Below are 17,749 nucleotides of genomic sequence, written 5' to 3' on the forward strand. Positions count from 1 at the left end.
TATTTTTTTATACTGACATTTTTCTACATTGAAATTAATTGTAATTATCTGAATTGTCACTTATTATGTATATTTTTCTATTTTTTCCTTAATTTTAAACTTTGTGTTTGATTTAACAGAATAAAATTTATATACTATTATTAACGGAATTTCATTTAAGTATATAAATTTACATAAATGAGCAAAATCATATAATAAAAGGAGATGATTTTTATGAATATAGATTTAAGTGTCGAAAATATTAAAGACAATTTAATTGAATCTATACAAGAAATAATAAAAATACCTAGTGTAATATCTGATAGTACAGATAAGTTTCCATTTGGAGAAAATATCGATAATGCACTTAGAAAAACATTAGATTTATGTGAATCTTTAGGATTTAAAACATACTATAAAGATGGATATTATGGATATGCAGAAATAGGACAAGGAGATGAAATGATAGGTATACTAGGTCATCTTGACGTTGTTCCAGAAGGAGAAATAAATGACTGGAAACACGATCCTTATGGTGCAGTAATAGAAGATAATAAGTTATACGGAAGAGGAACTCAAGATGATAAAGGACCTACAATAGCTGCTATATATGCAGTTAAAGCACTTATGAATCTTGATGTTAAATTTAATAAAAGAATAAGATTTATATTTGGTACAGATGAAGAAAATCTTTGGGGAGGAATTTCTAAATACGTTGAAAATGAAGAAATACCATCTTATGGATTCACCCCTGATTCTGTATTCCCTATGATAAATGCTGAAAAAGGACTATTACAAGCTAATATAAAATGTTCAAATTCGTCTAATGTAAAATTAAGCGGAGGAAATGCTTACAATGCTGTTCCAGATAGAATCACATATTCTGGTGATAAAATAGATGAGTTGTCTAAAGAACTTGATAGATTAAATTTTGAATACTCATCTGATGAAAATTCATTAACCGTTATAGGAAAAGGTTCTCATGCGTGCAACCCTCACTACGGAATAAATGCTATTTCTAGACTTTGTATAGCTCTAAATAATATAGGTGTAAAGTCTAACTCAATAGAATTCATTGCAAACATAATAGGAGAAACTTATAACGGAGATAATATACTTCCTAATTGCAAAGACGAAGCTTCTGGAAAACTTACATTAAATCTAGGTAAAATAAATATAGATGAAGATATTGAACAAATAGGACTTGATATACGAATTCCAGTTACAGTTGAAAAAGAAACAGTAGTAAATGCCTTAAAAGAAAAACTATCTAAGTATAACTTAGAATATGAAGAATACGATTATTTAAAATCAATATACGTTCCAGCAGATCACTTTCTAATAAAAACATTACAAAAAGTTTATGAAGAAGAAACAGGACTTGATTCTACTCCTCTATCTTCTGGAGGAGCTACTTATGCAAGAGCTATTGATAACTGTGTAGCATTTGGAGCAGTATTTCCTAACAGACCTAAGGTTGAGCATCAAGCAAATGAATATATAGAAATAGAAGATTTAATTAAATCAACTAAAATATACGCTAAAGCCGTATATGAACTAACAAAATAGCAAATAATTTGACTACAAGGAGGTTATCTTTATGAAGAAATTTAAAATGCCAAGTGCTTATACAATATTGTTTGCAATAATAATATTTGTAGCACTACTAACTTGGATTGTTCCAGCTGGTAAATATGATTATACTCCAGAAAAAACTCCAATACCGGGCTCATATCACTTAGTAGATCCAACACCTCAAGGTGTTAAAGATGTTGTTTTATCTCCTATTGAAGGTTTTTACGGAGCTGTAGATGTAGCTCTGTTTGTAATTGTAATAGGAGGATTTTTAGGTGTTGTAATGAAAACAGGAGCTATAGATGCTGGTATAGCACGAATAGTTCACAAACTACAGGGTAGAGAAAAGATAATGATTCCATTTCTAATGGTACTATTTGGACTTGGAGGAACAAGTTTTGGTATGGCTGAGGAAACTATAGCATTTTATCCTCTTCTTATTCCTGTGTTTGTAGCTGCAGGATATGATACATTAACTGCTGTTGGTGTAATACTTTTAGGTGCTGGAATGGGAGTTTTAGGATCTACTGTAAACCCTTTTGCAACAGGAATAGCATCTGGTTTTGCTGGTATATCTTTAGGTACTGGTATAGGACTTAGATTCTTTATGTTAGTTATAGGTGAAGTAATAGCTATAATATATGTAATGAGATACGCAGCTAAGGTTAAAGCTGATCCTTCAACATCATTAGTTTACAATATGTATGAAGACAACAAAAAACACTTTTTAGCTCAAGATAATGAAAATGAATTTCCTGAACTTAATAGTAAAAGAAAGCTTGTTCTAGGTTTATTCTGCTTGACTTTTGCTATAATGATATATGGTGTTATACCGTTCTCTGATATTGGTATAACTGCTATTCCTACACTTGGATGGTGGTTTGGAGAACTAACATCTTTATTCTTAGTTTTTGCTATAATAATAGGTCTTATTTATGGTATGGATGAAGATGAATTGATATCATCATTCGTAGCAGGTGCTAAAGATCTTTTAGGAGTAGCATTAATAGTTGGATTATCTCGTGGTATAACAGTAGTTATGAATGCTGGTAATATTACAGATACAGTATTAAATTTAGGAGAAGAAGCTCTATCGGGCCTAGGTTCATCTGTATTTGCAATTCTTACTTATTTATTCTATATACCTATGTCATTCTTAATACCTTCAACATCAGGACTTGCTACACTTTCAATGCCTATAATGGCGCCTCTTGGCGACTTTGCTGGTGTTTCAAGAGATATAGTTATAACAGCTTATCAGTCTGCATCTGGTACTGTCAACTTATTAACTCCAACAAGTGCAGTTGTCATGGGTGGGCTTGCAATAGCTAGAGTTCCTTATAATACTTGGCTTAAATTTGTTCTAAAGTTTATGTTTATAGTATTAATTATGGTAATAGCAATACTTGGTATAAGTGCTGTAATATAGATATTAAAAGACTTCTCTTTCGAGAAGTCTTTTTTTATACAAGTATATTTAAATTTATTATTGAAAAAATAAAAAGAGTATGTTATACTCTTTGTAAACAAAAGTTTATAATCTAAACAGAAGCTTGGTGATTAATTTGACTAGTAGAGAAAAAGAAATTTTAGAATTTATAAGAAACAACCCGTTGATATCTCAACAGGAAATTGCTGATTATTTTGGAATAACTAGATCTTCTGTAGCTGTTCATATAACTAACTTAAGTAAAAAGGGTTATATAAAAGGAAAAGGCTATATATTAAAAGATGAAGATTACGTAACCGTAATAGGAGGAACTAATATAGACCTTCAAGGTTTTCCAAACGAAAACTTAATTTTGAATGATTCAAATCCAGGTCAAATGAAGATATCTCTAGGTGGAGTAGGCCGTAATATAGCAGAGAATCTTGTTAAAATGGATGTAGACACAAAATTAATATCAGCTCTTGGTAAGGATATATACGGTGAAAAGATATTAAAAGAAAGTAAATTAGTTGGAATCGACATGGAAAACTGTTTAATATCTACTGATTATGCAACATCAACTTATCTATCTATATTAGATGAAAGTGGTGATATGAAGGTAGCTATAGCTTCTATGGATATCTTCGATAAAATAACCATAGATTTTATAAAACAAAAATCAAATATAATAAAAAATTCTAAAGTAGGTGTTATAGATACTAATATGCCAAAGGATGTAATTGAGTATCTATTATCAAACTTTAAGGAAGTAGATTTTTTCCTAGATACAGTTTCAACTAAAAAAAGTGAGAAAGTCAAGGATCTTATAGGAATGTTCCACACTATAAAGCCCAATAAATATGAAGCAGAATCACTTTCAGGTATAAAGATTAATACAGAAGATGATCTTGATAAATGTGCTAAGTACTTCTTAGATAAAGGCGTTAAAAGAATATTTATAAGCCTTGGGAAAGACGGAGTATTTTGTGCAAATGAACAAGAATCTAGTATTATAAAAAATCCAGAAGTAGATGTGGTTAATGCTACAGGCGCTGGAGATGCATTTATAGCAGGCCTAGTATATAGCCATATTAATAAATATGATTTAACTTATAGTGCTAAATTTGCGATGAGTGCATCTATACTTGCTCTATCTCATCAGAATACAATAAATCCAAATATGTCAACTAAAAATATAGAAAAAACTTTAAGGGAGATGAAATTATGTTAGAAAAATATTTAAAAATAAATCCAGAAGTGAAAAAAGCATTAGATGAAGGAACTCCAGTAGTAGCTCTTGAGTCTACTATAATATCTCACGGTATGCCTTATCCTCAAAATATAGAAATGGCTAAAACTGTTGAGTCTATAATAAGAGAAAATGGAGCAATCCCTGCTACAATAGCAATCCTTAATGGAGAATTAAAGGTTGGACTTAACGCTGAAGAACTTGAATATCTAGGTAAAAGTGATTCTGTATTAAAAGCTAGTAGAAGAGACTTACCTTTTATAGTATCTAAAAAATTAGATGGAGCAACAACAGTTGCATCTACTATGATAATAGCAGCACTTGCTGGAATAAAAGTATTTGCAACAGGAGGAATAGGTGGAGTACACAGAGGAGCACAGCAAACTTTTGATATATCTGCAGATCTTCAAGAACTTGCACACACTAATGTTGCAGTAGTATGTGCTGGTTGTAAATCAATACTAGATATCGGTTTAACTCTAGAGTACCTAGAAACTAATGGTGTTCCAGTTGTAGGTTACCAAACTCAAGAATTCCCAGCTTTCTATACTAGAAAAAGCGGATTCAACGTTGACTACAAAGTAGATAGTTCAGCTGAACTTGCTTTAGCTTTAAAATCTAAATGGGACTTAAACTTAAATGGCGGAGTTGTAGTATCTAACCCTATTCCAGAAGAGTTTGAAATGGACTACGACACTATAAATAGTGCTATAGAAGATGCTTTAAAAGAAGCTGATGAAAAAGGAATAAGAGGAAAAGAGTCTACTCCTTTCTTACTTGGAAAAGTTAAAGCAATAACTGCTGGAAAAAGTTTAGATTCTAATATAGAATTAGTTTACAATAATGCAAAAGTTGGAGCAAAACTAGCTGTAGAACTTTCTAAATTAGATAAATAAAAATTTACTTAAATCAATTGATACTTTCGTCTATTTATCAATATCATATTTAAGTCAAAAACAAAAAAACAGACTGTATCTTTAGATACAGTCTGTTTTTTTATCTATTTAAACTCATTTATATAATCAGTCATATTTTTAGTCATATCAGTCAAATCACTCGCAGTAGATGAGACTTGACTTACAGACTCACTAATTTGCTCTGACGATGCTGATATTTCCTCAGTTGATGCTGATATTTCTTGTGCAATAGAAGATGCTTCTTCTATTTTTTCAAGTATAATATTTTTTTCATTATTAAGACTTGTAGCAGATTTATTTATTACATCTATTTTAGGTATTATATCATTTATACCTAAGATAGTTTTGTTAAATGAATTCATAGCTGTGTCTATATCTATTTTTTGGTTTGAAAGTTCAGTATTAACAGTACCACTAGTTTCTATCATACTTTCAGTTGCACCTGATATTGTCTGTATTAATTCATTTATATTTTGAGATGAATCCTTAGTTTGCTCTGCAAGCTTCCTTATTTCATCAGCTACAACTGCAAATCCTCTTCCCTGTTCTCCAGCTCTTGCTGCCTCAATAGATGCATTAAGAGCTAATAAATTAGTCTGATCTGCTATTTGATTTATTAATAAAGTTATTTTATTTATTTCATTTATATCTTGACCAACTATACTTATTTTTTCTATTAGTTCTTGGAATACTATTATCACATTCTCAACTGATGATATAACCTTTTCTACATTTTCAGTACTGTCACTTATAGTTGAACTTATCTCTTTTGAATTAGAATCAACATCCTTTATATCATCTATTATACATGTAAGTTTGTATGTGAAATTATTAAGTATTTCATTTATATTTTCCAGGCCATATGACTGAGATGTTGTTCCATCAGCTATATTTTGTATAGCTGAAACTATACTTTCAATCCCTAAAGACATTTCCTTTGATATTCCAGTCAAATGATTAGACATTTCATCTGTACTAGATGCTTGAGCTTTTACATTGTCTACTATTGATTTAAGACTCTTTATCATATCTTTAAAGTTATTACATAATACTCCCGTTTCATCATTCGCTTTTATATCTATATCATCTACAAGTTCTCCTCTAGCTACTTTTTGAGATGAATCAACCAAATTTTTTATAACGTTTAATATATTGCTTGAGATAGTATAAAATATTATAGATGATATTATAAATGCTATTATTCCAACGATTATAGACATTCTTATATTTGAAGCTATAGCCTTGTTAATATTATCCATAGATATAGATATATCTAAAGACCCTATATTTACGTCATCTTTATGCATAGGAACTGTTATATCGTATACATCCCTATTTAAATCATTATCATGGTATTTACTAGAATGAATTTCTTGATTATCTATGGCTGATCTTAATTGTTCACTTTTTACTATAGTTCCTATATCCTCTTTGTTAGAAGAACTTGTTATTGTATAATTTTTATCTACTAAAAATACAGATTCTATATTCTCTTCATTAGCTAGTTTATCTAATAAACTTTCTATACTAAGATTTCTTTTTAAATTTTCTACTGTATTTGCAAGTATTCCTACCTGTATCATCCCTCCATTAGAAATTTTTACATATCCATATTTATAATAATCATCTGTCTCTCTAGATTTTCTTATCTTCTCCATAAATTCATTATCATTTCCATATTGTACAGTAGATGATATATGATCTTCTCCAAAATGAGCTCCTACACTACTTTCAAGGTTAGAATATATTACATCTCCATTAGAATTTGTTACATTTATTTCGTCTACTTTAAATGTATTTGCTATATTAACTAAATACTCATTATTTATAGTTGCATAATTGCCTGATATAAACTCTCCTAAATTTCTTATATCATTTTCTATATTTCCATTTATAATTTTTATAGATTCCTCATTGTTTTTAATTTGGTTAAATATTTGCTTTGCTAAATTAACTCCATCAAGCTCCATCTGGTCTATCAACCTTGTTTTAGCAATATTTATATTTATAAAAGATATAGTTGATATTATCATAAACATAATTATTAATGGGATTGTAAGTATTTTAAATCTTATATTATTAAACTTTCTAAACATTTTATTCTCCTTGCTCTTTGTCCTCTTTTAAATTTGGTATAACCCTATTTATTTTCTCTACTTGATGCCAAACTTTATTTATATTGTTTTTGTCTATATAAGAATCCATTTCCTTTTTTGTTTCAAATTCTTTAATAGTCAAATCATCATCATGAATAAATTTTAATTTGTACATACCATTTCCTCCAATTCTATTTTTTATCATATTATATCTATATATTAACATTTTTTTGTATTTTTTTGTATTAATTTGAGTAATATATGATAAATAATTTAGATTAAACATTTTATAGTAAAATATGTTAAAATAGTTCTTGATAACTATTTTATTGAAAAGGTGGTAAAATATGCTTATTGAACTCTTATTTATACTTTTATTAGTTAATTTATCAATAACTGCAATATATATAAATGTACAGTTGCTGTCTAAATTTAAAAACATTCATAAACTCAATAATTTTATCTATAATATAAGTGGAGAGACTCTCTCCTCAGATAATATAGAAGATATATATTTTTTTATACTTAAAGAATTATTGAAAATAATAAAAAAGAGCTCAAAAGCATCTTTTTTAGTTTATAACGAATACGATGATATTATGGAATATAAAGCTGTAATAGGTTACGATTTTAAACAAATAAAAGATATGTCTTTTAAAATAAAAGATTTATATCATTATGAAAAATTTAAAAACCCATGTATAATACATAATCAAAAACACTGCAAAGATGTTTATTTAAATTTTAATAGATATAATGAATTGATCAACATAGATTCCTTAGATATAAAATCAACTTTATGTATTCCAATTCATATTGATACTAAATTTTCAGGTATAATAAATATACATTTATCAGAACCATATAATACTTTTTCAAAGTATGATTTAAAGATTGCTAAGTTTATAAAATCTCAAATGGATCGATCTTTAAAATTTATAAATCTCTTATACGAATTAAATAATAATGCTCACTATGATTATTTGACGAAGACTATGAATATAAAGTACTTTGAATCAAAATTTAATAAGATACATCTAAATTCTAAGTGTGTATTAATTCTTATAGATCTAAATAATTTTAAATATATAAATGATAACTTTGGACACCACCAAGGAAATAATATATTAAAGATATTTTCAGATACAGTTAGAACCTTTATACGAAAAGATGATTTATTTGCAAGATGCGGTGGTGATGAATTTTTGATACTTCTAAAGGATATAGATTTGAATATAGCTCAAATTAGAATAGCACAAATAAGAGAATCTTTAAAAGATATTATTTCATTTGGAGTAGGTATGCAAGAGATTATATTTAATGAAAATACATCCTTACATGATATTTTTAAACTTATAGATAAGAAAATGTATGAAGATAAAAAAAATAAGCCTAAATATTAGGCTTATTTTCCACAACACTTCTTATATTTCTTACCACTATTACAAGGGCAAGGATCATTTCTTCCTATTTTTTCTTCTTTAACTATAGTTTTAGAAGACTTGTACTTCTTTTGTATTTCTTTTCTTTTTTCTGCAGTTAATATATCATTCCATCCTTCTAGGTTATATAACCAATGAGCTTCTACTGCATTCATGTTATAATATAATTTTTCAAAATCTATTTCTACAGTAACTTCACTGTCTGATTCCATATTTTCTAATTTAATTTCATTTTTTGTACTTTCGCTAATTCCATCTAAAAATCCCATGAAGTATTCTTCACTAATTCCGTATTCTTTAGCTAAATCAGCAACGTTTCCTTTTATTACATCCTTTTTATCATTTAAAATTTTGTTGTATACTCCACTTTCTGCTTTTAAATAATCTTCCCAAAACTTAACTTCCTCTTGCTCACTTGTATGATTCTCAGCTAATTGCTGCCATTTTTCGAATAAACTCATAATTGTTCCTCCTTAATTAATAAATTACCTAAATATTAATTATATCAAATATATTTTTAATTTCAATCAAATTTTGAATATATCTCTTAATACATTTATTGCATATTCTTGATTTATAAAAAATGGGCTTGTAGCTATGGTTATTACATTAGATTTACTTATCAATTCTCTAATTTTAGATACCTTCAAGTTATAATCTATATAGTCCATATCTTTGGAGAATATATCCAAATCTATATCAAGAACTATTTCTTCATCTATTTCTTCACTAAAACTACTCAAATTATCCATTATAAATACTTCAGAAAATATCCCAATATTTAATGCAGGCTTTATAAAATTCCCTACATTAAGTTTGAAATTAGTGTAATTAAATACCTCTTCCATATCCTCTATATTTTTTATATATTCTTCAGGTTCTCTCATATCTTTATGTTGATCTATATGAATTAGCTTTATTCCTTGTTTAAATTTCTTGTTTTTTAGTGATTTTATCCAAAAATAGAATGCATGATTGTGATTATCGAATATGTATATATCCTTTCCATTAAAATCATATTTAATAAAATTTTCAAGACCAAAATTCTTTATCTCTTTATCGAATTCAATTTCACAAAAAGCTATATTTTTTCCTATTTTCACATCATCTAATGTTCCATTTTTTAATGGTGCAACATATATATTCTTTTGAGTTCTCTCTTTATGAGAAAATATATTATTTCCTATTGGTTTATCTATAAAAAATCCTGTATAGTAATTCATGTATCTCACTCCATTTTTTATATTATTAAAAAATTCGCTTTATGCTATCTCATAGCTCATGTCGCCAACGAGTCCTACGGACTCCGTTGCTCAAAATAGTTGCAAATTTAGTTCTTTCAGCAATCTTACTTAATGTATTTAAGATTATATAATTTCATATAGAATAAAAAGGTTGTATATATTTATTTATAGAATATAATAATAGAGATATTCTATATAATTTCTTAATCATTATAAACTATTATATTATATATTTATACGTTTACTAAGGAGGAATTTTTTTTGAATGAATTTATTAAAGCTTTTGTTTTAATAACATTAGCTGAAATGGGAGATAAAACTCAACTTTTAGCCCTTGCCTTTGCATCAAAATTTAAACCATTGTATGTACTTGTGGGCATATTTATAGGTGCTTTTTTAAATCATGGACTAGCTATAGCTCTTGGTAACTATATAAGTAAATTAGTTCCAATAGAGCAGGTTCAGTTGTTTGCATCTTTATTATTTATATTCTTCGGTCTATGGTCTTTAAGACTTGATATTGGAGATGATGAAGACGAAGATATAGATTCTAAGTATGGACCTATATTTACTGTAGCTTTTGCTTTTTTTATTGGGGAACTTGGAGATAAAACACAACTTACAGCTATGACACTTGGAGCTAATTCTAGTTATCCTTTATTGGTTTTACTTGGAACTGTAACTGGTATGATAGTTACTGGTGGTCTTGGTATTATAGTTGGAAAATTATTAGGTAAAAAAATACCTGAAGTAACAATGAAAATAATAGCATCTTTTGTATTTATGTTCTTCGGTACAATTGGTCTCTATACATATCTTCCAGCTATATATATAACCCCTCTTAATATAATATGCTATTTTATAATACTCATATTGTTGATACTTCTTATTTTCAGATGGAATATAATACAAAAAGATAGATATTATGAAGAAAAACTAGCGAAAGTTTTAACTAAATGCAAAAACTGTGGACAAGGTCACATAGAATCATGTCCAATAAATCAAGAAAGAATTAAAATAGAAAAAGAGTATTTAGGTGAAAATATTCCTTATCTAGGAAGTGTTATAAAATACCTAGAGAGTTTAAAATATATGCATGTAAATCTTTACGAAAAGGTTCATAATAGTTATAAAAAAAATAAAGATTAAAAATTCATTTGATGTTAATATAAATATTATATAGACAAGCAAAAAAGAAGATGCAATAGTGCATCTTCTTTTTTTATATTCAAGAGCCTTTCGCTTAATTAAGTTAATATTTTTTTATTTTTTCTTATTTAAATTAAGTTTAAGTTATGTTATACTTAAAAAAGTTAATTGCAATAATTATAATAATTCTATACTAATGAATTTAAAAGGAGAAATTTTTATGAAAAAATCTAAATCTTTATCTGAAAACTTAGGACTAATGATAATTATTTCTATGATACTTGGAATAGTCGTTGGATATTTTATCTATAAGACTAATGTTGGAATGTTTTTTGCATCAAATATTTGCTCTAACCTAGGAGATATATTTATGCAACTTCTTAAAATGGTAGTTATACCTTTAGTTGCAACATCTATAATATCTGGTGCAGCATCTATTGGTAACACTAAATCTGCAGGAAAAATAGGAGGAACTACATTCGCTTATTATATGTTTACAACAGCATTTGCAGTTGTACTTGCTTTAATAATAGGTAATTTAACTCAACCTGGAGTAGGTGTTGATAGCTCTATAACATCAATGTTTTCTAATGAATATGCTGATAAAGGATCATTACCTGGATTCTGGGAAACTATTAAAGGAATAATACCAACTAATCCTATAAAAGCACTTGTAGATGGTAATATGCTTCAAATACTATTTTTCAGCTTATTTTTAGGATTTGGTATATCTAGTCTTAATGAAGAGAAAAAAGAGTTTATATTAAAAGTATTTGATTGTATAACAGATGCACTTATCTGGGTTATAAATAAAGTATTATTATTTGCTCCAGTTGGAGTATTTGCTCTTATGGTTTATTCAATAGCTACATTTGGATTCGATTCTTTAAAACCTATATTTAAGTTATTCGGAGTTTATATAGTAGCTCTTGCTATTCATACATTTGTATTTTATCCTACAATGGTAGGTATGTTTTCTAAGGTATCTCCATCTTTATTTATAAAAAAGGTTATGAAGCCTTTTTCAGTAGCTTTTTCTTCAGCTTCTTCTATGGGAACACTTCCTATAACTACAGAGACTTGTGAAGATGAACTTGGAGTGTCTAAAGAAGTAACCTCTTTCGTCCTTCCACTTGGAGCTACTATAAACATGGATGGTAACTCTATATACTATGCTCTTGTAGCAGTATTCTTTGCTCAATATTTTGGAATAGAACTTACTATGGCATCGTATGTAGCAATAATACTTACTGCAACTGTAGGTTCTATAGGTCAAGCTGGTGTACCTGGTCCTTCTTTATTAGTTGTTGCGGTTTTACTTGCTGCTAATATACCTGTTGAAGGTCTTCCACTGTTATTTGGATTAGATAGAATATTTGATATGTTAAGAACGGCAGTAAATATAACAGGAGATGCATCTTGTGCTGTTATAATAGAGAATCTAAAGCAAAAAGAAGAAATGAAAGCTTTAGCTAAATAGTTAAATCAAAATATAAGAATGAAAGAATTCTAAAATAACTTAAATTTTTTACCCAATATTTAAATCAGTAGCTACCTAAACTTCGCACAAGCGAAATCTGGGTAGCTATTTTTATGCTTTGTGGGTTATCAAAACTATCTATGAAAATACCGTGAATGCAACGATATTTTGAATATAACTAAGCTTTTGCCTTATTAATAATCCTAAAATTTACGAACTCCCTATGGTCAAACACGCAAATTTCTTAACGTATTATTAAACGCCTAAAACTAAGTTACATTAGTCAAAATATCTAAAAGCATTCACTAACATTTTCATAGACAGTTTTAATTATAGTTTTACTATATTATAAAATTTAGTCTTACCTCAACCCATCCGAATACATAAATATTAAATACTTTGAATAGAGAGTATAACTAAAAAATAGTGCTTACTTAAAATGTTAGCAAATGATTTAAATATTTCTCTATAAAACTTGTATTACATCGTTTAAATATACGTTAAAAAAGTTCGTTGTCTGACCAACGGGAGTTCAGAACTTTTAGTATATTTAAAAAGATGTACTACATAGTTTTATAGAAATATTTAACACATTTGCGGTATTTTAATAAGCACCATTTTGCCATTAAAGTCATATTTTTTAGTCTATATATTTATATATCAAATAAGCTCCAAGGATATTCTTTAGGTGGCATACATCTAAATTTCATAGGCTCTTTAAGTGTAGGATGCGTAATTCCCATTTCATAAGACCAAAGTGCAATTTGCTGTCCATGCTTGTTTACATCTTCACCATATCGTTGATCTCCATATAATGCATTTCCTCTACTTGAAAATTGAACTCTTATTTGATGCGGTCTTCCTGTTTTTAGTTTTATTTTAACTAAGCTTAAGTTTTTATCGTAACCTAAAACTTCATAATCTAGAATAGCTTCCTTAGCTCCTTTAAAATTCTTATTTACAACTCTAGACATATTAGTTCTAGTATCCTTGTATAAGTAGTCTTTTAATGTTCCATGTGTATCATTTAAAGTCCCTCTTATTACAGCTAAATAAGTTTTTTCAAAGCTTCTATTTCTAACTTGTTCTGAAAGTCTTGATGCCGCTTTTGATGTTCTAGCAAACACCATGCATCCTCCAACAGGTCTATCTAGTCTATGTACAAGTCCTAAATATACATTTCCAGGCTTGTTATACTTTTCTTTTATATACTGTTTTGTAATAGATAGCATATCTTTATCATTAGTATTGTCAGCTTGTGACAATATATTAACGGCTTTCTCAGCTACTATTATATGATTATCTTCATATAAGATATTCATTATTTTGACTCCCATCTTCCCAATATTCCACATGGAAGAACATATCCCGTTTCAGTTACAGGTATGCCTATTTCTCCAGATGTTATTTTTCCATCATATTTTTGTCCTATAGATGATCTTAATATATTTTCTATAACCACTGGTGAGAATCCTGATGTATATGAGTTTACAAGTAAGAATAGTGGATCATCTGATAATACGTTCATACAAAGCTGTATAAATTCACATAACTTTTCTTCTATCTTCCAAACTTCTCCTCCAGGTCCTCTTCCATAAGATGGAGGATCCATTATTATAGCATCGTACTTTCTTCCTCTTCTTATCTCTCTTTGAACAAATTTAAATACATCATCTACTATAAATCTTACTTTTCTATCACCAAGTCCAGATAGATGAACATTTTCTTTAGCCCAGTTAACCATTCCCTTTGCAGCATCTACGTGACAAACTTCAGCAGCTCCTCCATAAGCTGATGCAACTGTTGCTCCACCTGTATAGGCAAATAAGTTAAGAACTTTTATAGGTCTATTAGCTTTTTGTATTTTATTTATTATCCAATCCCAGTTAGCAGCTTGTTCTGGGAATAAACCTGTATGCTTAAATCCTGTAGGTTTTATGTAAAAAGATAAGTCTTTGTATTTTATAGTCCATTTTTCAGGTGTTTTCTTTTTATATTCCCATTCGCCTCCACCTCTATTGCTTCTGTGGTAGTGTCCGTGTGGCTTTTTCCATAAACCCCTTTCATCTTGAAGTGGCCATATTATCTGAGGATCTGGTCTTCTTAATACATATTCTCCCCATCTTTCTAATTTTTCTCCATCTCCAGTATCTATTAATTCATAATCTTTCCATTCATTTGCAAGTAACATCATTAACTTTTGACCTCCTAATATTTATCTTCAGTTTAACTATTATATATAATATAATATCCGTTTTCAATCAAAAGTAAAAGTCCCTCTTAAATTTAAGAGAGACTTTTTGTATTTTAAAGGTTTTTAGTTGTTTTTCTTTTCTTTCCTGATAATACATCATATGATTGTGTAATCAGTATTAATGAAAGCACTAGCAGTAATACTGCAAATACTACTATTATAAATTTATGTGCAGCTATATTAGTCTTTATAAGAAGTATTAAGGCTGTTATAGTAACTGCAAACATGAATACCATAGGTCCTAAAATCATCTTATTAGATTTACCTGTGTTTGCAAGCCAAGCTGCTATTGCAAGTAAAGCTAGCGCTGCAAGAAGTTGGTTTGCAGAACCAAATATAGGCCATATAACACTATATCCCATAAATGCTAGTGTTCCTCCAAGAACAACAGTTATACCTGTTGATACGTATCTATTAGTTAAAACTGTTTTACTTCCTTCTTTAGATTCAAAATACTCTTGGAATATGAATCTTGCAAGTCTTGTTGATGTATCAAGACTAGTTAGTGCAAATGCTGATATAGATAATGCTGTAAATGATTTTCCCAGTGCAAACGGAATTCCAAATGAATTCATAAAATTGGCTATACCATCTGCAAATACATTTATAGGTCCACCTTGAGATAATAGTTCTTTTAATTTATCTCCACCTACATAAGTTGCTGTAATTATAGCTATTATTGCAAGTAATGATTCTATTAACATTCCACCGTATCCGATTTTTTTAGCATCTGATTCTTTATCTAATTGTTTAGATGATGTACCAGATCCTACTAGTGAATGGAATCCTGATATAGCACCACAAGCTACTGTTACGAATAATATTGGGAATAAATAATTTCCACCTACATTAAATCCTGTATATCCACTCATTTGAATTACCGGCTTAGTTATAACAACTCCAAGTACTGCTCCTATAATCATTGCATATAACAAGAATGAATTTAAATAATCTCTCGGTTGAAGAAGTATCCATACAGGTGTTACAGATGCTATGAATATATAACCTAAAAGTATTATTATCCATGTTTCTTTACTTAATGAAATAGGGAATTTCATACCAAGATACATACATATCATTAAGAATATTACCCCTATTACACTACCTATTCCTAGAGGAACACCTTTTCTATATACTAAAAATCCAAATACTATTGCAAGTAATATAAATAATAAAGATGATGATGCCGCTTGAGGTGTTGAAGCAAATGTAGCTGCAACTATATTAGTAAATGCTGCTATTACAAGAAGAAGTGTTAACCATGCAAATATAGCGAATAATTTTTTACCTGTTCTTCCTATATTAACTTCTATTATTTCACCTATAGACTTCCCTTCATGTCTTATAGATGCTAGTAGCGAACCGAAATCTTGAACTCCTCCAAAGAATATTCCACCTATTAGTATCCAAAGTGTTACTGGGATCCATCCAAATATTGCTGCTTGAATAGGTCCAACAATAGGTCCTGCACCCGCTATTGATGCAAAGTGATGTCCTAATAATACTGGTGTTTTAGCTGGCATATAGTCTACACCATCGTTTTTTGTATGAGCTGGAGTTATATTTTTATCATTTACTCCCCATTTTTTAACAAGATATCCTCCATAAGATACATATCCTATCAGAAGTATTATGCCTCCAACCAATAAAAGTGTTAATGCATTCATAGTAATACCTCCTTATAAAAGTTTATTATTTCTTTTGATGCTTTGTTGAATGTAAAATTTTTGTTGATGCAGTCAAATACTATAACTCTGACATCACTCCATCCTTTTATTCCCCACATATAACTTTTTTTGATAGATATATTTTTAATATTGTTTTTAATATTATCATCTATATTAGAGCTTTGAATAAATACAGTTATGTGTGTTGACATGTGGTTTTCAGTCAGATTTACAAACTCGTCCATGGCATTTTCAGCTATAGTCTGTATTTCGTATACATCATCTTGGGTCATTGTTTCTATTTTTTTTACAAGAACATATTCTCTATTTTCATATCCCCATACTACATTCTTCTTGCTCAAAAAATATTTCTCATTCTTTAATATAAATTCAGCCATAAAATCAAAATCAAATTTTCTCAATTTATAGTCTTCGTTTATATTAAAGTTTGGTGCCATGGCTTCTTTTAGATGTAAAATAGTTATTATTATTCCTCCCTTCATGTATAAGTGTCTATATAACTAATCATATACAAAATTTACTATAATTTCAATTTCTTTAACATTTTTATTTTATTCTTTTTTAATAGTTTGAAATATAACTACTATCTGTATATAATTGAAATGAATAGATTAATTTCTCAAGGTTAAATTATAAAAGAACATATTATAAAGGGAGGTATTTTTATGGGCAATAAAAGAATAATTGATGCACTTAATGATCAAATTCAAAAGGAATTTTATTCTCAGTATTTATACATATCTATGGAGGCTTACTGTGCAGATCAGAATCTAGATGGATTCTCTAATTTCTTCCATGTGCAAGCTCAAGAAGAACAAGCACATGCTTACAAAATGTTCAACTTCATGGGTAGAATAGGAGGATCAGTTGAACTTGAAGCTTTAGCTAAGCCAAAGAATGACTTTGAATCTGTTCTTGAAGTATTTGAGTTAGCTCTTGCTCACGAAAAGAGTATAACTAAATCTATACACAATTTAATGGATATAGCTTTAGAAGAAAAAGATCACACTACTACAGCTTTTATTCAATGGTTTATATCAGAGCAAGCAGAAGAAGAAGAGTCAGTTGAAAAAATTGTTAAGAAGTTAAGACTTATGAACAATAATCCAGCTGGTCTTTTAATGATAGATCAAGAGTTAGGACAAAGAGTATTTAATCCAATACCACTTGATGCATAATAAGTTTAAAAAAGGAGATATCTGAAATAAAATGGACCCTTTGTCAAGGACATTATAAAAAAAGGGTTA

The 17,749-nt window shown here is 28.6% G+C and carries 16 protein-coding genes; 8 read left to right on the forward strand and 8 right to left on the reverse strand.

Features of this window, described 5'->3' with window-relative positions; all coding sequences use genetic code 11:
- The first annotated feature begins 213 nt into the window (after window positions 1-213).
- The 4 genes from pepV to P4S50_RS17545 all read left to right on the forward strand — a co-directional run bounded on the left by pepV (window position 214) and on the right by P4S50_RS17545 (window position 5,128).
- Window positions 214-1,548 carry a dipeptidase PepV gene (gene pepV, locus P4S50_RS17530; protein ID WP_277732114.1) on the forward strand — a complete coding sequence of 445 codons (1,335 nt, stop codon included), beginning with the start codon at window positions 214-216 and terminating at the stop codon, window positions 1,546-1,548.
- 31 nt (window positions 1,549-1,579) lie between these two features.
- Window positions 1,580-2,983, forward strand: coding sequence for a YfcC family protein (locus P4S50_RS17535; protein WP_277732115.1), 1,404 nt, complete (start codon window positions 1,580-1,582; stop codon window positions 2,981-2,983).
- Window positions 2,984-3,110: 127 nt separating this feature from the next.
- Entirely contained in the window at window positions 3,111-4,214 is a 1,104-nt protein-coding gene (locus P4S50_RS17540) for a PfkB family carbohydrate kinase (RefSeq protein ID WP_334305557.1), read from the forward strand.
- Window positions 4,208-5,128 carry a pseudouridine-5'-phosphate glycosidase gene (locus P4S50_RS17545; RefSeq protein ID WP_277732117.1) on the forward strand — a complete coding sequence of 307 codons (921 nt, stop codon included), beginning with the start codon at window positions 4,208-4,210 and terminating at the stop codon, window positions 5,126-5,128. Before P4S50_RS17540 ends, P4S50_RS17545 begins: the two co-directional genes overlap by 7 nt.
- A 104-nt stretch (window positions 5,129-5,232) precedes the next feature.
- Here the strand turns inward: P4S50_RS17545 and P4S50_RS17550 are convergent, their stop codons facing one another.
- Window positions 5,233-7,245, reverse strand: coding sequence for a methyl-accepting chemotaxis protein (locus P4S50_RS17550; protein WP_277732118.1), 2,013 nt, complete (start codon window positions 7,243-7,245; stop codon window positions 5,233-5,235).
- Between the two features lies 1 nt (window position 7,246).
- Window positions 7,247-7,420 (reverse strand): hypothetical protein, encoded by a 174-nt coding sequence (locus tag P4S50_RS17555; RefSeq protein WP_277732119.1) that lies wholly within the window; start codon window positions 7,418-7,420, stop codon window positions 7,247-7,249.
- Window positions 7,421-7,592: 172 nt separating this feature from the next.
- Here P4S50_RS17555 and P4S50_RS17560 point away from each other — a divergent pair, with 172 nt between their 5' ends.
- Window positions 7,593-8,648 carry a GGDEF domain-containing protein gene (locus tag P4S50_RS17560; protein ID WP_277732120.1) on the forward strand — a complete coding sequence of 352 codons (1,056 nt, stop codon included), beginning with the start codon at window positions 7,593-7,595 and terminating at the stop codon, window positions 8,646-8,648.
- Window positions 8,649-8,650: 2 nt separating this feature from the next.
- Here the strand turns inward: P4S50_RS17560 and P4S50_RS17565 are convergent, their stop codons facing one another.
- Both P4S50_RS17565 and P4S50_RS17570 read right to left on the reverse strand, forming a co-directional pair.
- The gene (locus tag P4S50_RS17565) at window positions 8,651-9,148 is read right to left on the reverse strand and encodes an SEC-C metal-binding domain-containing protein (protein WP_277732121.1); all 498 of its coding nucleotides are present in this window, start codon (window positions 9,146-9,148) and stop codon (window positions 8,651-8,653) included.
- Window positions 9,149-9,214: 66 nt separating this feature from the next.
- Window positions 9,215-9,910 carry a peptide arginase family protein gene (locus tag P4S50_RS17570; RefSeq protein WP_277732122.1) on the reverse strand — a complete coding sequence of 232 codons (696 nt, stop codon included), beginning with the start codon at window positions 9,908-9,910 and terminating at the stop codon, window positions 9,215-9,217.
- Between the two features lie 282 nt (window positions 9,911-10,192).
- Here P4S50_RS17570 and P4S50_RS17575 point away from each other — a divergent pair, with 282 nt between their 5' ends.
- Window positions 10,193-11,080: a TMEM165/GDT1 family protein gene (locus tag P4S50_RS17575; RefSeq protein WP_277732123.1), complete on the forward strand. Its 888-nt coding sequence runs from the start codon at window positions 10,193-10,195 to the stop codon at window positions 11,078-11,080.
- A gap of 220 nt (window positions 11,081-11,300) precedes the next feature.
- Window positions 11,301-12,560: a dicarboxylate/amino acid:cation symporter gene (locus tag P4S50_RS17580; RefSeq protein ID WP_277732124.1), complete on the forward strand. Its 1,260-nt coding sequence runs from the start codon at window positions 11,301-11,303 to the stop codon at window positions 12,558-12,560.
- A gap of 653 nt (window positions 12,561-13,213) precedes the next feature.
- On the opposite strand, the gene P4S50_RS17585 is transcribed toward P4S50_RS17580, so the two are convergent.
- The 4 genes from P4S50_RS17585 to P4S50_RS17600 all read right to left on the reverse strand — a co-directional run bounded on the left by P4S50_RS17585 (window position 13,214) and on the right by P4S50_RS17600 (window position 16,984).
- On the reverse strand, window positions 13,214-13,897 hold the full coding sequence (locus P4S50_RS17585; protein WP_277732125.1) for an RluA family pseudouridine synthase: 684 nt from the start codon (window positions 13,895-13,897) through the stop codon (window positions 13,214-13,216).
- A complete protein-coding gene (locus P4S50_RS17590) occupies window positions 13,882-14,754 on the reverse strand; it encodes a class I SAM-dependent methyltransferase (RefSeq protein ID WP_277732126.1) in 873 nt (290 codons plus the stop codon). Before P4S50_RS17590 ends, P4S50_RS17585 begins: the two co-directional genes overlap by 16 nt.
- 113 nt (window positions 14,755-14,867) lie before the next feature.
- Complete coding sequence (locus P4S50_RS17595) at window positions 14,868-16,481, reverse strand: carbon starvation CstA family protein (protein WP_277732127.1); 1,614 nt, start codon at window positions 16,479-16,481, stop codon at window positions 14,868-14,870.
- Window positions 16,478-16,984, reverse strand: a complete 507-nt coding sequence (locus P4S50_RS17600) for a DUF8052 family protein (RefSeq protein ID WP_277732128.1) — start codon at window positions 16,982-16,984, stop codon at window positions 16,478-16,480. The genes P4S50_RS17595 and P4S50_RS17600 overlap by 4 nt, the downstream gene beginning before the upstream one ends.
- Before the next feature lie 183 nt (window positions 16,985-17,167).
- Here P4S50_RS17600 and P4S50_RS17605 point away from each other — a divergent pair, with 183 nt between their 5' ends.
- The gene (locus P4S50_RS17605; protein WP_277732129.1) at window positions 17,168-17,680 is read left to right on the forward strand and encodes a ferritin; all 513 of its coding nucleotides are present in this window, start codon (window positions 17,168-17,170) and stop codon (window positions 17,678-17,680) included.
- The last annotated feature ends 69 nt before the right edge of the window (window positions 17,681-17,749 follow it).

This window comes from Tepidibacter hydrothermalis (genome assembly GCF_029542625.1).
GTDB classification, from domain to species: domain Bacteria; phylum Bacillota; class Clostridia; order Peptostreptococcales; family Peptostreptococcaceae; genus Tepidibacter_A; species Tepidibacter_A hydrothermalis.

What these genes read in the sequence shown, in the direction of transcription:
- P4S50_RS17595 (WP_277732127.1), bottom strand. Translation starts at nt 16,481, where the DNA reads ATGAATGCATTAACACTTTTATTGGTTGGAGGCATAATACTTCTGATA.
- P4S50_RS17545 (WP_277732117.1), top strand. Translation starts at nt 4,208, where the DNA reads ATGTTAGAAAAATATTTAAAAATAAATCCAGAAGTGAAAAAAGCATTA.
- P4S50_RS17590 (WP_277732126.1), bottom strand. Translation starts at nt 14,754, where the DNA reads ATGATGTTACTTGCAAATGAATGGAAAGATTATGAATTAATAGATACT.
- P4S50_RS17600 (WP_277732128.1), bottom strand. Translation starts at nt 16,984, where the DNA reads ATGAAGGGAGGAATAATAATAACTATTTTACATCTAAAAGAAGCCATG.
- P4S50_RS17560 (WP_277732120.1), top strand. Translation starts at nt 7,593, where the DNA reads ATGCTTATTGAACTCTTATTTATACTTTTATTAGTTAATTTATCAATA.
- P4S50_RS17570 (WP_277732122.1), bottom strand. Translation starts at nt 9,910, where the DNA reads ATGAATTACTATACAGGATTTTTTATAGATAAACCAATAGGAAATAAT.
- P4S50_RS17605 (WP_277732129.1), top strand. Translation starts at nt 17,168, where the DNA reads ATGGGCAATAAAAGAATAATTGATGCACTTAATGATCAAATTCAAAAG.
- P4S50_RS17555 (WP_277732119.1), bottom strand. Translation starts at nt 7,420, where the DNA reads ATGTACAAATTAAAATTTATTCATGATGATGATTTGACTATTAAAGAA.
- P4S50_RS17565 (WP_277732121.1), bottom strand. Translation starts at nt 9,148, where the DNA reads ATGAGTTTATTCGAAAAATGGCAGCAATTAGCTGAGAATCATACAAGT.
- P4S50_RS17535 (WP_277732115.1), top strand. Translation starts at nt 1,580, where the DNA reads ATGAAGAAATTTAAAATGCCAAGTGCTTATACAATATTGTTTGCAATA.
- P4S50_RS17585 (WP_277732125.1), bottom strand. Translation starts at nt 13,897, where the DNA reads ATGGGAGTCAAAATAATGAATATCTTATATGAAGATAATCATATAATA.
- P4S50_RS17550 (WP_277732118.1), bottom strand. Translation starts at nt 7,245, where the DNA reads ATGTTTAGAAAGTTTAATAATATAAGATTTAAAATACTTACAATCCCA.
- P4S50_RS17580 (WP_277732124.1), top strand. Translation starts at nt 11,301, where the DNA reads ATGAAAAAATCTAAATCTTTATCTGAAAACTTAGGACTAATGATAATT.
- pepV (WP_277732114.1), top strand. Translation starts at nt 214, where the DNA reads ATGAATATAGATTTAAGTGTCGAAAATATTAAAGACAATTTAATTGAA.